The sequence below is a fragment of the Synechococcus sp. CBW1107 genome (genome assembly GCF_015841355.1).
In the GTDB taxonomy this organism is placed as follows: Bacteria; Cyanobacteriota; Cyanobacteriia; order PCC-6307; family Cyanobiaceae; genus Regnicoccus_A.
In genome coordinates, this window is sequence record NZ_CP064908.1 from 376884 (window position 1) to 391774 (window position 14891).

General features: G+C 67.0%; 21 protein-coding genes. 7 read left to right on the forward strand and 14 right to left on the reverse strand.

The window, feature by feature from the left end:
- Positions 1 to 22: 22 nt before the first annotated feature.
- Entirely contained in the window at positions 23 to 1309 is a 1287-nt protein-coding gene (locus tag I1E95_RS01970; protein WP_197164970.1) for a DEAD/DEAH box helicase, read from the reverse strand.
- Between the two features lie 205 nt (positions 1310 to 1514).
- Here I1E95_RS01970 and I1E95_RS01975 point away from each other — a divergent pair, with 205 nt between their 5' ends.
- Complete coding sequence (locus I1E95_RS01975; protein WP_197164972.1) at positions 1515 to 2000, forward strand: hypothetical protein; 486 nt, start codon at positions 1515 to 1517, stop codon at positions 1998 to 2000.
- A gap of 24 nt (positions 2001 to 2024) precedes the next feature.
- Here I1E95_RS01975 and I1E95_RS01980 read toward each other — a convergent pair whose 3' ends face one another.
- From I1E95_RS01980 to I1E95_RS01990, 3 genes are read right to left on the reverse strand one after another with little or no spacing between them, the layout of a single operon-like run.
- Positions 2025 to 3437, reverse strand: coding sequence for an NAD(P)(+) transhydrogenase (Re/Si-specific) subunit beta (locus I1E95_RS01980; protein ID WP_197164974.1), 1413 nt, complete (start codon positions 3435 to 3437; stop codon positions 2025 to 2027).
- Positions 3437 to 3733, reverse strand: coding sequence for an NAD(P) transhydrogenase subunit alpha (locus tag I1E95_RS01985; protein WP_197164976.1), 297 nt, complete (start codon positions 3731 to 3733; stop codon positions 3437 to 3439). The genes I1E95_RS01980 and I1E95_RS01985 overlap by 1 nt, the downstream gene beginning before the upstream one ends.
- Positions 3730 to 4881, reverse strand: coding sequence for an NAD(P) transhydrogenase subunit alpha (locus I1E95_RS01990; protein ID WP_231594795.1), 1152 nt, complete (start codon positions 4879 to 4881; stop codon positions 3730 to 3732). The genes I1E95_RS01985 and I1E95_RS01990 overlap by 4 nt, the downstream gene beginning before the upstream one ends.
- Before the next feature lie 221 nt (positions 4882 to 5102).
- Between I1E95_RS01990 and I1E95_RS01995 the strand changes: the two genes are divergently transcribed.
- Positions 5103 to 5384 (forward strand): 2Fe-2S iron-sulfur cluster-binding protein, encoded by a 282-nt coding sequence (locus I1E95_RS01995; protein ID WP_185465493.1) that lies wholly within the window; start codon positions 5103 to 5105, stop codon positions 5382 to 5384.
- A gap of 30 nt (positions 5385 to 5414) precedes the next feature.
- Here the strand turns inward: I1E95_RS01995 and I1E95_RS02000 are convergent, their stop codons facing one another.
- The 4 genes from I1E95_RS02000 to I1E95_RS02015 all read right to left on the reverse strand — a co-directional run bounded on the left by I1E95_RS02000 (position 5415) and on the right by I1E95_RS02015 (position 8569).
- On the reverse strand, positions 5415 to 7112 hold the full coding sequence (locus I1E95_RS02000; RefSeq protein ID WP_370594603.1) for an NAD-dependent malic enzyme: 1698 nt from the start codon (positions 7110 to 7112) through the stop codon (positions 5415 to 5417).
- Positions 7113 to 7146: 34 nt separating this feature from the next.
- Positions 7147 to 7545, reverse strand: a complete 399-nt coding sequence (locus I1E95_RS02005) for an MAPEG family protein (protein ID WP_197164980.1) — start codon at positions 7543 to 7545, stop codon at positions 7147 to 7149.
- A gap of 7 nt (positions 7546 to 7552) precedes the next feature.
- A complete protein-coding gene (locus I1E95_RS02010; RefSeq protein ID WP_231594796.1) occupies positions 7553 to 7744 on the reverse strand; it encodes a hypothetical protein in 192 nt (63 codons plus the stop codon).
- A 285-nt stretch (positions 7745 to 8029) separates the two neighbouring features.
- The gene (locus I1E95_RS02015) at positions 8030 to 8569 is read right to left on the reverse strand and encodes a hypothetical protein (RefSeq protein WP_197164982.1); all 540 of its coding nucleotides are present in this window, start codon (positions 8567 to 8569) and stop codon (positions 8030 to 8032) included.
- A 192-nt stretch (positions 8570 to 8761) separates the two neighbouring features.
- Here I1E95_RS02015 and I1E95_RS02020 point away from each other — a divergent pair, with 192 nt between their 5' ends.
- Positions 8762 to 9274, forward strand: coding sequence for a L,D-transpeptidase (locus I1E95_RS02020; protein WP_231594797.1), 513 nt, complete (start codon positions 8762 to 8764; stop codon positions 9272 to 9274).
- Here the strand turns inward: I1E95_RS02020 and I1E95_RS02025 are convergent.
- Positions 9216 to 10142 (reverse strand): PfkB family carbohydrate kinase, encoded by a 927-nt coding sequence (locus tag I1E95_RS02025; protein ID WP_197164984.1) that lies wholly within the window; start codon positions 10140 to 10142, stop codon positions 9216 to 9218. The two genes, I1E95_RS02020 and I1E95_RS02025, sit on opposite strands and share 59 nt — an antisense overlap.
- A gap of 61 nt (positions 10143 to 10203) precedes the next feature.
- On the opposite strand from I1E95_RS02025, the gene I1E95_RS17105 reads away from it, so the two are divergent.
- Positions 10204 to 10335: a hypothetical protein gene (locus I1E95_RS17105; protein ID WP_255518524.1), complete on the forward strand. Its 132-nt coding sequence runs from the start codon at positions 10204 to 10206 to the stop codon at positions 10333 to 10335.
- A 20-nt stretch (positions 10336 to 10355) separates the two neighbouring features.
- Here I1E95_RS17105 and I1E95_RS02030 read toward each other — a convergent pair whose 3' ends face one another.
- The gene (locus I1E95_RS02030) at positions 10356 to 10511 is read right to left on the reverse strand and encodes a hypothetical protein (RefSeq protein WP_197164986.1); all 156 of its coding nucleotides are present in this window, start codon (positions 10509 to 10511) and stop codon (positions 10356 to 10358) included.
- Between the two features lie 285 nt (positions 10512 to 10796).
- Between I1E95_RS02030 and I1E95_RS02035 the strand changes: the two genes are divergently transcribed.
- Positions 10797 to 11303 (forward strand): hypothetical protein, encoded by a 507-nt coding sequence (locus I1E95_RS02035; protein ID WP_197164988.1) that lies wholly within the window; start codon positions 10797 to 10799, stop codon positions 11301 to 11303.
- A gap of 683 nt (positions 11304 to 11986) precedes the next feature.
- Positions 11987 to 12271 carry a hypothetical protein gene (locus I1E95_RS02040; RefSeq protein WP_197164990.1) on the forward strand — a complete coding sequence of 95 codons (285 nt, stop codon included), beginning with the start codon at positions 11987 to 11989 and terminating at the stop codon, positions 12269 to 12271.
- A 59-nt stretch (positions 12272 to 12330) separates the two neighbouring features.
- On the opposite strand, the gene I1E95_RS02045 is transcribed toward I1E95_RS02040, so the two are convergent.
- Both I1E95_RS02045 and I1E95_RS02050 read right to left on the reverse strand, forming a co-directional pair.
- Positions 12331 to 12489: a hypothetical protein gene (locus I1E95_RS02045; protein WP_197164992.1), complete on the reverse strand. Its 159-nt coding sequence runs from the start codon at positions 12487 to 12489 to the stop codon at positions 12331 to 12333.
- A gap of 282 nt (positions 12490 to 12771) precedes the next feature.
- The gene (locus tag I1E95_RS02050) at positions 12772 to 13008 is read right to left on the reverse strand and encodes a hypothetical protein (RefSeq protein WP_197164994.1); all 237 of its coding nucleotides are present in this window, start codon (positions 13006 to 13008) and stop codon (positions 12772 to 12774) included.
- 60 nt (positions 13009 to 13068) lie between these two features.
- On the opposite strand from I1E95_RS02050, the gene I1E95_RS02055 reads away from it, so the two are divergent.
- The gene (locus I1E95_RS02055) at positions 13069 to 13500 is read left to right on the forward strand and encodes a hypothetical protein (RefSeq protein ID WP_197164996.1); all 432 of its coding nucleotides are present in this window, start codon (positions 13069 to 13071) and stop codon (positions 13498 to 13500) included.
- 312 nt (positions 13501 to 13812) lie between these two features.
- Here I1E95_RS02055 and I1E95_RS02060 read toward each other — a convergent pair whose 3' ends face one another.
- Both I1E95_RS02060 and I1E95_RS02065 read right to left on the reverse strand, forming a co-directional pair.
- A complete protein-coding gene (locus tag I1E95_RS02060) occupies positions 13813 to 14313 on the reverse strand; it encodes a GNAT family N-acetyltransferase (RefSeq protein WP_197164998.1) in 501 nt (166 codons plus the stop codon).
- Complete coding sequence (locus I1E95_RS02065) at positions 14306 to 14578, reverse strand: DUF1778 domain-containing protein (protein WP_197165000.1); 273 nt, start codon at positions 14576 to 14578, stop codon at positions 14306 to 14308. Before I1E95_RS02065 ends, I1E95_RS02060 begins: the two co-directional genes overlap by 8 nt.
- Positions 14579 to 14891: the final 313 nt, after the last annotated feature.

Genomic DNA, 14891 nt, shown 5'->3' on the forward strand with positions numbered 1-14891 from the left:
GGCCAGCAGCAGGCCGCCTTCATCAGCTCCGGCCCCGGGGCCGGCTTTCGCGCGAGAGCGGCTGGCTGCGGGGTGAGCCGCTGCGGGGCCCGCTGCGCCGCGGCACCGCTCCGCCCGGCCCCCCACGCTGACCGCCACCACCACGGCGGCCACCCTTGCCGCGGCCGCCGCTGAGGTCGAGGGGCGGCGCCGAGTGGATCGTGGGCTCGAAGCCGGGGATCTCCGCCCGCGGAAGGGGGTTGCCGATCACCTTTTCGATCGCCCGCAGCAGTTCGTGTTCCTCGGCGGCCACCAGCGAGAGGGCATGACCACTCTGGCCGGCCCGGCCGGTACGGCCGATGCGGTGCACATAGTCCTCGGCCACGTTGGGCAGATCCAGATTCACCACATGGGGCAGCTGCTCGATGTCGAGGCCACGGGCGGCCAGGTCGGTGGCCACCAGCACCCGCAGCTCGCCGCTCTTGAAGCTCGCCAGCGCCCGGGTGCGGGCCCCCTGGCTCTTGTTGCCGTGGATGGCCATGGCCGCCACGCCCTCCTGGCAGAGCCGCTCGGCCAGACGGTTGGCTCCGTGCTTGGTGCGGGAGAACACGAGCACCTGCTGCCAGTCGTTGCTGCGGATCAGATGGCTGAGCAGATCCCCCTTGCGCGCCATGTCGCAGGGATGCATCACCTGCTCCACCAGCGGGGCCGCCCGGTTCTCGGGCGTGGCCTGCAGCTGCAGGGGCTGATGCAGGAGCCCGTGGGCCAGTTTGCGGATCGAGGGGTTGAAGGTGGCGGAGAACAGCAGGTTCTGACGCTTCGGCGGCAGCAGGGCCAGGATCTTCTGGATGTCGCGGATGAACCCCATGTCGAGCATGCGGTCGGCCTCATCCAGCACCAGGATCTCGAGCCGGTCAAAGCGGATCGCGTTCTGCTGGTAGAGATCCATCAGGCGGCCGGGGGTGGCCACCAGCACGTCGGCACCGCGGCGCAGACGCTGCATCTGGGGGTTGACCTTGACACCGCCGAAGACCACATCACCACGCAGGTCGAGGAACCGGCCGTAGGCCTGGACGCTCTCCGCCACCTGGGCCGCCAGCTCGCGGGTGGGGGTGAGCACCAGGGCGCGCACCTGGTTGTTGCGGGCGTGGGGGCCATGCCGCAACCTCTCCAGCATCGGCAGGGTGAAGCCGGCGGTCTTGCCGGTTCCCGTCTGGGCGGCGGCCATCACATCGCGGCCACTGAGCACGGCCGGTATCGCCTGCACCTGGATCGGCGACGGGCTGGTGTAGCCCTTCAGCGCGATCGCCTTGAGGAGCGGCTCGGACAACCCGAAGGAGGCGAAATCCTGGACCGGGCTTCCGGAAGTGGTGGGAACAGCCCCTGAAACCTGCGGGCTGATCTGCTCCTCTCCCGGAGCTGGGTGGGTCAGACGGGAAATCGGAGCAGGCCTCGCAAGACGCCTACCCTAAGAGAACGGGGCTGTGACGATGGGAACAGCGGCCAGACCCTGGAATCCATGTCTTGATGCGGCGATGATTCCCACCCTCTCCAGCCGTCGTCGTCCGGGCGCTTCGGAGGCGGCCTACTGGCGGCGGCATCCACCCACCTCCTGGATGGCCAGCCAGGCCCTGCTGCTGGAAGAGAGTGTCGCTCAACCGCAGTCGGGGCTCAGCCATCCGTTGACCGAGTTCCAAGTGGTGCCCTCTCTGCTTGAGACCGCCACGGCGAAAGTTGCAGCGGAGCAAGTTGCACCGGATCAAGGAGGATCTGCTGAGACCCCACCGGCGCCGGCACAGCAGCCCCTGACCGGCTCAGCGCCCTCCTCCCAAGGCGGTTGGCTCCCCCTGCTGGTGTGGGCACTGGTGTTGGTGATCGATGGGGCCATGGCCCTCAAGGAGCTGGCCGGACCATGGCTAGTGATCTGGCCTGAGAAAGCCCCCTGGAATCGCCGAGAGGGACGGGCCCAGGGGGCCATCAGAGGGGGGTGGCCGGCGGCACCCGTGGCGGGCCTGCACTGAGCGGCAAGACTGCTTGCCCCTGGCTCAGCGAGCGCTGCCTGCTCCAGCCGGCACCTTGCCCACACCGAGGGACCGCAGCTCCTGCAGGAGGCTCTGCAGCACCTGCTTGGCATCGCCGAACACCATCGAGGTCTGGGGGAGCTCGAACAGGTCGTTGCGGATGCCGGCGTAGCCCGATCCCAGGCTGCGCTTGACCACGAACACGGTGCGGGCCTGATCCACCTCCAGCACGGGCATGCCGTAGAGGGGGCTGGCGGGATCGTTCTTGGCGCGGGGATTGACCACGTCATTGGCCCCCAGCACGATCACCACATCGGTGCGCGGGAAGTCGGGGTTGATGTCATCCATTTCCACCAGCTGGTCGTAGGGCACATCGGCCTCCGCCAGCAGCACATTCATGTGGCCGGGCATCCGCCCGGCCACCGGGTGGATGGCGTAGCGCACCTCGATGCCGTGCTGCTCCAGCAGGCGCGCCAGCTCCTTGAGGCTGTGCTGGGCCTGAGCCACGGCCAGGCCGTAGCCCGGAACGAAGATCACCCGCTCGGCCGCCTCGAGGGTGAGGGCGCATTCCTCAGGGCTGCAGGAAGTGACATTGGTGTACTCCTCACGGCCGCCGGCATCCCCGGACTCGGCCGCTCCGGCACCCAGGGCACCCCCGAACAGCACCGAAGTGAGCGAGCGGTTCATGGCCGTGCACATCACCTGGGTGAGGATCAGACCGGCCGCGCCCACCATGGCGCCCGCCACGATCAGCAGCTCACTGCCCACCACGAAGCCGGCGGCGGCGGCGGCCACCCCCGAATAGGAGTTCAGCAGCGAGATCACCACCGGCATGTCGGCGCCACCCACGGGCAGGGTCAGGCCCACGCCCAGCAGCAGAGACAGCACGGTGAGAGGGACCAGCGCAATGGCCATGCCCTTCAGCACCAGCACGCAGCAGGCCAGGCAGGCCAGGGCCAGAACGATGTTCACGGCATGGCGCTGGGGCCTCAGGGTCCAGCCGGGAGTGCCCAGCCATTCCTGCAGCTTGCCCATCGCCACCAGCGAGCCGCTGAAGGTGATCGCACCCACCAGCACCGACACCAGCACCGACACCTGACCCACCAGGTTCATCGGCGTGGGCAGTTGCACCGCACCGATCGCCACCAGCAGCGATGACATGCCACCGCAGCCGTTGAAGAGCGCCACTGTCTCGGGCATCGACGTCATCGCCACCCGCAGGGCGAGCACAGCTCCGAGGCCACCGCCGATGCCCAGGCCCAGCAGCATCCAGGGCCAGCCACCGAGACCCTGCTGCAGCAGCAGACCTACCACCGCCAGGCCGAGAGCCAGCGCCGCGAGACCATTGGCACTGCGGGCCGTGCGGATCTTGGCCAGACCCTTGAGCCCGAAGGCCAGCAGCAGCACCGAGGCCAGTTCGATCGAGAGTTCAACCATCAGTTCGCCTCCCGGCGGCGGAACATCGCCAGCATCCGATCCGTCACGAGAAATCCACCCACCACGTTGAAGAGGGCAAAGCCGAGGGCCACCGCACCGATCAGCTTCAGGGCTGGGGTGGGGGCCTCACCGATCAGGGCCAGGGCCGCCAGCAGCGTGATGCCGCTGATGGCATTCGCTCCCGACATCAACGGGGTGTGCAGGGTGGGGGGCACCTTGCCGATCAGTTCCAGGCCCAGAAGGCTTCCGAGCACCAGCACCCAGAGTGCGGCGGTACCACTGAGATGACCGCTCATGCCGTCACCTCCTCGAGGCTGGGCCACAGTTCGGGGCGGCGGCAGGCGCCCTGGTGCGAAATCAGGCAGGGGTCGAGCAAAGGATCCTCGGGGTTGAGTTGCAGACCGTCCTCGGAGAACAGGGGCTCGAGAAAGGCCGCGAGGTTGCGCGCGTAGAGGGCGCTGGCGTGGTGGGGCACGGACGCCGGCAGGTTGGAGGAGCCGATGATGCGCACCCCGCCGATCTCCACGGTGCGATCGGGCTGGCTGCCGGCGCAGTTGCCGCCGGTCGACACCGCCAGGTCCACCACCACGGAGCCCGGCCGCAGCGCCTTGAGCATCTCCTCGGTGATCAGCAGCGGCGCGGGTCGTCCAGGCACCTGGGCGGTGGTGATCACCGCGTCGGCTTCGGCCAGGTGGATGGTGAGCTGCTGGCGCTGGGCCTCCAGGAAGGCGGCGCCGGCCTCACGGGCATAGCCCCCGGTCTCACCGGGCGCCTCACGGCTGGGGGGGTCGATGAAGCGCGCGCCCAGGGATTCCACCTGTTCCTTGGCGGCCGGCCGGACATCACTCACCTTCACCACCGCACCGAGGCGGCGGGCCGTGGCCACCGCCTGCAGGCCGGCCACACCGGCTCCGAGCACCAGCACCTTGGCGGGCTGCACCGTGCCGGCTGCGGTCATCAGCATCGGGAAGAAGCGGTCGAGTTCACTCGCCGCCAGCAGCACCGCCTTGTAGCCGGCGATGTTGGCCTGGGAGGAGAGCACATCCATCGACTGGGCCCGACTGATGCGCGGCAGCAGTTCCAGGGCCAGGGTCGAGAGGCCGCGGCTGCTGAGGCGCTCGATCAGGGCCCGGTTCAGATACGGATCGAGCAGACCCACCAGCAGGGAGCCGGAGGGCAGCCTCTCGAGCCCGCCGCTGCCTCCATCGCTGTCCTGGACGGGAGGTTGCACGCAGAGCACGAGCTCAGCCGCGCTCCAGGTGTCGGGGCAGCCCCGGGACACGATCGAGGCGCCGGCCTCGATGAAGGCCTCATCGCTGAATCCGGCCTCCAGGCCGGCGCCGGATTCGATGAACACCTCGGAGTTCTTCGCCACCAGCCGGCGCACCGTCTCTGGTGTGGCGGCGACACGCCGCTCCCCCTCCCGGCTTTCCGCGGGAACCAAGACCCTGACCACAGACGACTCCAGCGGAACTCACTCTCTCCATTGATGGTCAGAGCGCCGGAGGGGCGCAAGTCGGCATCGAACGTTGTGTTCAAGCCACCACACAGCCTGGGCGTCCATCCCGTCGGCCATGGGGATGGCGGCCCACTGTCACGAGGGCTACCCCAAAGCGGTGCTGTGTTGCCTAGCAAGTGTGGGCAATCCTGCGCTGATCTCCAGCCATGGCCTCCTTCACGATCACCCTTGAAGACGGCAAGTCGTTCAGTTGCCCGGACGACCAGTACATCCTCGATGCCGCCGAAGAGCAGTCGATCGATCTGCCTTACTCCTGCCGCGCCGGGGCCTGCAGCACCTGCGCCGGCAAGATCCTCTCCGGCAGCGTCGACCAGTCGGATCAGAGTTTTCTCGATGACGAGCAGATCGCCGAGGGCTTCGCTCTGCTTTGCGTCAGCTATCCCCTCTCCGACTGCACGATCAAGCCCAATGTCGAAGACGATCTCTGAAGCCGTGACGGAGGCAAGGCCCCCAGGCCCTCAGATCGCCTCCAGCTCCCTGTAGGCCGCCGTCCAGGTGGCCTGATCGAGCCGCTCGATCGCCTCCTCGGCGCTGGCGGCTCGGCTGGCGAGGCCTTCGCGCACCGCCGCCAGCGCCACGGCTTCCGCCACCGCCCGCGACACCGCCTGCACCTGCGTGAGTTCGGGCATCAGGGCGGCATCCGGATCCCGGAAGGCCGGAATGCGGTCGGCCAGGGCATCGAGCCCGGCATCGATCATGCCCTCACTGACCTGGGTGGCGCCGACCGCCACGCTGGCGAATCCCAGGCCGGGAAAGAGAAAACAGTTGTTGCACTGCCCGATCCGGCGACGACCGCCCTGCCAGCTCACCGGCTCGAACGGGCTGCCACTGGCCACCAGGGCCCGTCCGCCCGTCCAGGCGTAGAGATCGGCGGGGGTGGCCTCCGCCAGGCGTGTGGGATTGGAGAGGGGCAGGATGATCGGCCGCTGCACCGCCGCGGCCATCGTCTTGACCACCTCGCGGCTGAACGCACCGGCCACGGTGGAGGTCCCAATCAGCACGCTCGGACGGACCGTCCGCACCACCTCGAGCAGACCGATCCTGCCCTGCGCGTCGGGCTCGAAGGCCGACCGCTCGGAGGGATCCCTGGCCAGGGCCAGGGCCATGGGGGAGAGGCCTGACTGATCGGCCAGCACCAGACCCTCCCGGTCGATGGCCCAGATGCGGCGGCGCGCCTCAGGCTCACTCAAGCCTGCCCTGCTGAGCAGGCGCACCAGACCCTCGGCGATGCCACACCCGGCCGTCCCCGCCCCGAACACCACGATGCGATGGTCCTCCAGGGGCAGTCCGGCGCCGTGGGAGGCCGCCTTCACGACCGCGCAGGCCACCCCGCGGGTGCCCTGGATGTCGTCGTTGAAGCTGGGCAGCCGCTCGCGGTACCGAGCCAGCAGCTGGTGGGCATGGCCGGTGCCGAAGTCTTCCCAGTGCAGCAGCGCTCCCGGGAACCGACGCTGCAGGGCCTCCACGCTGCGGTCCAGGAAGGTGTCGTAGTCGGCACCATCCAGGCGCGGGTGACGCCAGCCGGGATACAGGGGGTTCTCCAGCAGCTCCTCACGGTCGGTGCCCACATCCAGCACCAGGGGCAGCACGCGGGCGGGATCCAGCCCGGCGCAGAGCGTGTAGACCGCCAGCTTGCCCAGACAGATCTCGATGCCGCCGACGCCCTGATCGCCGATGCCGAGAATTCCCTGCGAATCAGTGATCAGGATCAGATCCACCGGCCCGGGCACCGCCTGCTCCAGCACCGTTTCGATCCGCTCCAGATCCGGTGCCGCCAGAAACACGCCGCCGGAGGGTGTGCGGTAATCGAGGCTGAAGCGCTGGATCGCCGCCCCCACGGTCGGGGTGTAGACGATCGGCATCACCGCCTCGATGTGATCCGCCAGGAAGCGATGGAAGAGGGTGAGGTTCGCCTGGCGCAGGGCCACCGCGAAGCGGAACTTCTCCAGGTCGCTCCCCAGGGTGAGGAAGGCCTGCCAGTGCCGCTCCACCTGGATCTCCAGGCTCTCCACGGCGTGGGGCAGCAGGCCATCGAGCCCGAACGCCCGGCGTTCCCGGCGGCTGAAGGCCGTCCCTTTGTTAAGGCAGGGATCGGCGAGTAGATCGCGGCCCCGCAGACGGGTGCTCAGGGGGGGCGTAGGGCGGGCCAGGAGGATTCAGCAACCTGGCAGCGGAGCGTAGGTCAGGGGCTCAGAGCAGGCGCATCAGGCAGCCCACCAGGGCCATCACCAGCAGCACGGTCGAAGCGAGGAAGCTGATGGCAAAACCCGGTGCGCGCTGCTCTGGAGCCCGCAGATAGCCCACGGCGTAGAGCACACGACCCAGCACCCAGAACGCCCCCAGCACCGAAGCCGCGGTGGCGTTGGAGAGCAGGACAGCGAGCCAGAAGGCCGGCAGGAACACCACCAGCTGCTCCAGGGTGTTCTGCTGGACCCGCACGGCCCGCTCGAAGGCCGGCGGTCCGGTCATCAGCGGTGGCTTCACCCCGTCACGCTGCCGCGCCCGACCCACCTGCAGGGCCGTGGCCTGAAAGGTGATCACGGCCAGCAGGGTGATCAGGCCCGGCAGGGGAAGGGGGGCGATGGTCATGGCGGCTTCAGCCCAGCGGCCCACCCTGACCCATGGCGGCCACTCCAGCCAGGACAGCCACCATCACCGCCATCGCGATGACGGCCCAGGAGACATGGCTGCGGGCTTCCATCGCAGATTCCCGGCCCCGGATCGGCATGTCCTCGGCATAGAGATTGTCATGATTTTCAAGATCGTGGGTATGCATGAAAGCCTCCATCAACTGCCTCCAGGGTGGCCGCTGCTGACGGGTCCTGCCTCTGAACGCCGGCACTTGTGACAGAGCTTTGCCGATCGTGATCGCCTCGGCGGGCGTGGACTCAGCGCAGGGTGCTGATCAGTCCGCGACGCCGCAGTTCCCGGGCGAATTCACTGGACAGGCGGTCCCTCGCCAGAACGGCACGCCAGCGTCCGTACCAGTCGAGGCAACGGAACAGCACCCAGGTGAGGAACAGAACCTGCAGGAAGGGTTTCAGGGTCGAAGGGGCCGGGCTCTGATTCGAATTTAGGCAGACCCAAGGGCCCTGTCATCTCCGGAATCGAGGGTCCAGAGCGCCAGACCGCCGCCACGGCCCCGGGCCGCCAACCAGCCCAGAGTCGCCCCGCCGCCGATCAGGGCGAAGAAGGGCAGCTCCCCGGGCCGTTGCTGATCAAAGGGAAGCGGCTGGGGGAGAGGGCGATCGAGGGGCCGAAAGGGTCCCAGCTCCAGCCGCAGACGCTCGAAGCGGAACAGCAGCAGGGGCCGCCTGCCCTCCAGACGAGCCTGGCCCACAAAGGTGAGCTGAAGGCCCCCCAGCTGAACGCTGTTACGGATCACCAGCCCGTCACCGGGGCCGGGGTCTTCGATCACCAGCTGTGCCCCGAAGGCCCGCAGGAGCCCGCTGGCCAGCTCCGCCGGCCGCTGGGATCCCCGCGGCCAGGTGCGCTGCAGGCGCCAGCTGCCGATCAGCTGGGAAGGCACGACGGCCCCGCCCTGTCTGCGGCTGATCGCCTCCATCTTCAGCAGATCCGCCGCGTCAGGGAGGCCAGCGAGTGTCGGGTCCATGCGTTGGTGGCCTGGGGGGGCTGGGGCAGAGCCCAGCCTGGCGGAGAGCCCCACCAACCTTCCAAGCAGCTGGGGTCAGTTCCCGCCCAGGCCCCATTGCCGACTCCGGCAAGCCCGCTATGACCAGGCCCCTGTGTGGAAACGATGGGGAGAGGACTCCAAGCTGAAACAGGCCGCTGGCCCCCGGGGCCCATGGCCCGGGCTTGTGCCTGGACCTTCGCCGCGGCGATCGCCCTGATGGCCGTCGAGGACGCCGGCGCCCAGACCGGACCCGCCTTGAGCCTCCGGCGCAGCCCACGCACCCTGCCCGCCACCGGGGATCCGGTCTGGCAGCTGCAGCTGACGGTTCCCGGCCAGAAGACCCTCAGCTTCGAGGCCTTGGTGGGACGGGCCTCGCGTCAGGAGGCCGACCGTCACCGACTGGGCAGCCAGGCCCCCCTGCCGGCGGGGCGCTATCGACTCACCGACATCAGCGCCATCAGACCGGAGGATCCCGTGGAACTGGGACGGGTGCTCTGGATCGGGCTGGAGCCCCAGTTCCCGACGGCTCGGCGCGCCCTGGGCATCCATCACGATCCCAGTGCCGGCCTGGGCGCCGAGAGTGGCACCGATGGCTGCATCGGCCTGATCCGCAGCAGCGACCTGCTCACCCTCGCGGCGCTGCTGGATCAGAGCGGCGTCCGCGATCTGGAGGTGCTCCAGTGAAGGCCGCGCTCCACTGGGAGGCATAGGCCCCGCGGGCATCGAGCGCAGCGGCCCCGCAGCGGCAGGCCAGCGCCAGGGCGCCGGAGCGGTCCCAGCCGGCAGCCAGAGCCGCCGTGAACCCCGCGGCAAAACTGTCGCCGGCGCCGTAGGCATCCACCGGGGGATGGCTGCGTTCGATCGCGCTGAAGCGACCTCCGGGCACCGTGAAGCCCCCTTGCTCGGCTTCCGTGGCCACATAAAGGTGAGGCGCCGGGCAGAGATCGCCGGCCCGATAGCGCTCGCCGGGATCCCGGGCACTGCCGATCAGGGCGTCGAGCTCCACGCCAGCCGCCTGCAGCACCGGCAGGCGCACCCGGGGGGTGGCCGCCAGCAGCCTCGCCCGCCGAGCCAGCCGCAGGGCGGCCGCATCGGCGGCGGTCACGAACACGCCATCGCAGGCCGCCAGCTCCGCCCAGGGCAGCGGATCGCTGGCGGCGGGTGCGAGCCGCTCGCCGATCACGGTGATGGTGCGCTCCCCGCTGGCCTCCACGAAGGTGATCGCGCGGCGGGTTGGGGCCTCCCGCCAGGCCACATGGAGCTCCAGCCCCATGGCCCGCAGCTCAGCGGCAGCCCGCTCGCCGAGAGCATCACGGCCCAGGGCCGTGAAGAAAGCCACCGGTTGATTCGTGAGCCGGGTGAACTGGGCGGCCACCACGGCGCCGCCGCCGGCGGGTTGCTCCAGCATCTCGAGAGCATGCTGAATCTGACCGGCCGACGGCAGGCTCTCCACCACGACGAAGCTGACCCACTCGACGTGGCCCACCACCGCCAGCCGCTGCGGCGGCAACGGCGGCAGGGCCGGAGACTCGGCTGGGGCGGACAGGGACATCCAGGCTCAGCATCAGCAGCTGATCCAGGATGGCGGCTCCTCTCCCGGCTTCGCCGCAGCCATGGCCCCCAAGGAACGGTCCGCCACCACCGTGAAACTCCAGATCGCTGGTGCGGTGTTTCTGCCGCTGCTGCTGCTGGGGCTATGGCTGAAGTCGCTCGGATTCTTCAGCTCGCCGCTGCAGGGAGGCTGAGGCGCCCGCTCTGGCGTCGCTCAGCCCGCTTCCTTGGCGTCATCGAGGGAGGCGAGATAGCGCTTGCATTGACCCGAGGCCCCTGGCTCCTCCAGGCGGCGGGAGCTGCTGCTGCCCGGTTGACTGCAGTCCTGAGGGAGATGGGTGAGCTCAGGGAGGGGCTGGGATTCGGGCATGGCCGAATCGTAGGAGGACTGTCAGCACAGACCGCGGCCGATCACCGATGGAACCTCCCTGGCCTTCTTCTGCCTCAGCGTGCTGTTGCTGGCCCTCAGCGGTTACCTGGTGGCGGGCCACGGAGGAAACAGACCGCCCCTGGGCTGAATGCCGGAGATCAGCCATGGACTTCAGCTTCCGAGGTCCATGTCACCGATCACAATATTTATGAAGGCGCGTGGGAGTTCCATGGGGCCTGCGGGATAACCCGCTGGTAGCTTGAAAAAAGAAGGCACTTCCGCTCCATGTCATTACGTCAACATCTGCTGCGCGGCCTGTTGCGCGGCGGCCTCGCCACGGCAGTGGTCACCACCACGTTGATTCTGGGCGCCGGCGAGGGGAAAAGCGAAGTTCTCTACACCCTGACCACCCAGTGCAGCCTCAAGGGCGAGCCCTCCAGAGCCTGCATCGTGCAAGCGATCAATGAAGGCGAGTCCACTCTCTACCGCCACAAGATCGGTGGTGACGTTCTGACGGTCCGGGTGAGGGATCAACCCGTACGCATGGATCTCTGGTCGAAAGACTCCAAGTCATGGGTCAGCCTGATGCGAGCCGAAGCCCGCTTCTCCACCAACACGGTCTGCTTCAACGGCAAGGATCTGTGTGTGGTCAATCCCAACTATCTCAACAGTGTCCTGCAGGAACGCGCCGATGTGATGAAGGACCGGGATCTGGTGATGGTCCACTTCGGCAAAGACGGACGTGTTGATGCCAGCTGCTACGACGACGGCTGCGATGTGGTGCGCAAATGAAAGGAATCGCTGGTTTAAGCCTGTTGCTCTCTGGGGTGCTCAGCGTCCCGACCAGTGCGGCGCTGGCGCTGGACAACCCCCTTGGGGTCAGCCAGGGAGCGTCCAATCCTGAATTGATCGCCCGGGGGGGTGGAGGTGGCCGTGGAGGTGGCGGAAGCCGTGGTGGAGGCGGGGGAAGTCGTGGCAGCGGCGGAAATCGTGGAGGCGGGAGCCGAGCCCGCACAGGCCTGAGCGGAGGCGGCGGCAGCCTGAACCGCGGCAACAGCCGCCCCAGCGGCGGCTGGAGCAACAGGGTGTCGTCACCCTCGGCGCGGCCATCGATCCAGCGGCCATCCGGCTCGAACTCCCTCGGCCGTGGTGACATCAATCGTGGCGGCAACCGGAATCTCAACCTGGACAGCAACAGATCCATCAACCGCGATGTCAACCGGAACATCAATCGCGATGTCAACCGGACTGTGAATCGCGATGTCAACCGGAACATCAACCGCGATATCAACCGGAATGTCAACCGAAACGTGAACTGGGACACGAATCGGCGTGTCAACATCAACAATGTCAATGTGAACGCCGGCTGGGCTCGTCCGGGCTGGGGTGTGGCACGGCCTTGGAATGCGGGCTGGTACGGCGGCTGGTCCTCTCCCACCTGGGGATGGTGGGGGGCAAGAGCCGCGACATGGGGGGTGGCCTCCCTGGCTACGGCAGCCGTCATCAACAACGCTGTCGACAACGCCCTGAGCAGTAACAGCACCTACATCGTGGTTCCCAACACCGATTACCAGCTGCTCTACGGCTCGGTACAACCCTCCGGCTCCCAGGGGGTCAGCTTCGCCGTCACCGCCGATGGCAGCACCTACCAGCTCTCGGCCGATTGCAACCGGGGCCTGCTGGATGGCCGTGAACCGAGCAGCTCCGCCGAAGCAGAGCTGCTCAATGCAGCCTGTCAGGTGGCCTTCGGCTCTGTCTGAGCCCCTCGGCTCGGCTACGTCTGATACGGCCACGCCGTGGGGCAGGGCCTGATGCAGGCTCACCCCGGCGTGACCACCGCATCGACGCTGGGACCCACCTCGATCGCGTCCTGCACGGCGTTCTCGATCACGGCAGAGGTGAGGCCTCCGAAGGCATCACCACGAATACTATGGCGACCGATATTACAAAAAAGTGCCCCTTCTGTCGGACGACACAACTCAAGCGGGAGATATCTGGCATTATCTGACAAAGAAGATCAACCGCTGATACGGGATCGAAAGCGTGAGCCCCGCCAGAGATGCCACCAGGAAAGGCGGGCCCACAAGCCATGACCATCCGGAGCCGAACAATGGCTTAATCCCCTACCAGGGGCCTCAGGAACCGCGAAGATGATCAAGGCTTAAGGTAGGTTACTTGCAAGATGAGCTAGAACCGTGGCAAAAGCTCATCATCATTATTGAATGAAGCCATAGGATCTAGATTCTGAAGATCATGCTGATCAGAGTTCTGGATCTGGCAGGGAGGCCCCAATCCGCTCCGCCAGCAGCAGGCAGGCGTCCATCTCGGCCCAGAGCAATTCCCGCCGCTGGGAATCGACGGCATAGGAACGCCGGTGCAGATCCCTGCCCAGATAGCGCAGAGCATCACGGATCCATCGCCAGTCGTCGTGGCTGCAGTCGGGCGGTTGCGGCACGGTGTCATCCAAGGAGGCCGATTGAGCCAGGGGTTCAGCCATGCGCCATGGGATGGATCCAGCCAGCGACTGTACCGTTGAGATTCCAGCGAGCATGCAGTCATGGGGAGCCCAGCAATCGCGCGGCAAGGGTTCCGCTGGATCACGGCTTCGTCTCTGGGACTGGCAGGGCTTCTGCTGGGAGTCCGCGCCATGGCCGCGCCCTTCAGCTACGACCCCGTGTCCTTCACCAGCTTTGCCAACAGCCGCATGAAAGCCCTGGGCAAGGATGTGGTCTTCCGCAACCTGGCTCTGTGCCGGCGTGATGGGTCGAGTGGCTATCGATGCCTGGAGGGAGACGTGCTCCGGAGAGAAGCCGGCCAGCCTGGGCGCGAACTCTGCAGACTGCGCTCAGTGGGCTATCACCCAGCCACACGAAACATCAACTACCTGACCAAGGATTGCGTCCGCAAAACAGATCAGCAACGGCTGCGTGAGCAGTCTGAAAAGCTATTGCGCAAGGGGCTCGACGCACTGGAGAACCTCAATCCATGACCAGCTGATCGCTCCGCCTGGATCAGACCCGCCACAACGGCCGAGCGGATCAGTGAACTATGGGTCGCCTGAGATTCGAACTCAGGACCAATCGGTTAAAAGCCGGTTGCAAATCAGGCAAATCCATTGGCGCAACGGGGGCATGCCGGCCGACTGACAGATCGCTGACAGACCTCACTAGTCCCGCTCAGGTCTCTTCCTGAGATCTTGTCATGGCGGGGGTCGGCGCTGATGCTCCTGAAGGGCGGGCAAACTTCCCTATTCGCACTCAAGGAACCCTTCAACTTCCGCATGCGTCGGCGACATCAGGGATCAGGACGGGCCTGGCTGGCCTCCAAGCGGGAGGTAGAGGCTGAGGGGGGCGTCGAGGTAGGGCTGAAAGCCGTAATGGAGGTAGAAGCTCTTTGCGGCTTCGCCTTTGGCATCGACGATCAGGGCGTAGCCGCCCACAGACTGACGAACCAGCAGACAGCGCTCAACAGCAAGGCCGACCAGCAGTACGCCAATCCCCTCACCGCGCCAGCGCAGATCCCGGGCCAGTCGACCCATGCGGAAGCAGGGGATCGGATAGGGCGGCAGAGGGCGGGCGTCCTGGGGCTGGAGGCTGGCCAGACTGACTTCGGCCGGAGCCAGGGTGTAGTAGCCGGCAATGGAGCTGGGATCGGACTCCGGCACCAGAACAAAGGTCTGACTGATGCCCCGTCGCATGTTCTGGTGGGCGTTCTGCTGGAGGAAGCGGTTCAGGGCAGGCTCGCCACTGTCGAAGGCGGAGCGGTTGTGGCGCTTGGGGTCAAGCAGGTGCTCTTCAAACACGCTTGACCCGGGCCTGAACCTCTCTCATGGACTCCTGCAAGGCCTCGTTAGGGCGAAACGGCTGGGCCAGAGCAGTGTGGAAGGCTTCGTAGTCGCGGGTTGAGAGGGACACCGCTCTATCACGTTGGATGGCCTCTGTTGCCCTCTGCTTGGCGGCGGACCTGACGAAAGCGGCCACAGAGATGCCCTCTAGAGCGGCAGCCATTACGAACAGCTGCTTGTCGCTGCTGGATAGCTTGAGATCGAGGCGTTCGGTAGCGGACATGGGCCCCACGCTCCACGATTTCCATGGTACGGCAAAAAGCAGTACCATCACTGCTGTTGCCTTCTCGGCCCTGCGGAGGTCGGACTCTTTCCGCCCTGGAGCTGTCAACCCTGGTGATGGCGGAGTGCATTGAGACTTCTGGGGAAGGATCCAGAGCACTCGGCCTGCCATCTCCCTGCCGTCTAGATGGGGGAGCAGTCATCAGAACCCAGGGAGCGCCTCTCACAGGAAGTCCGCTTGCCAGAGGATTCGGTACAGCAGGGTTCACTCAGAGCACCCCATCGGGGCTGGTGCGGTCCAGAATCTCCAGCAG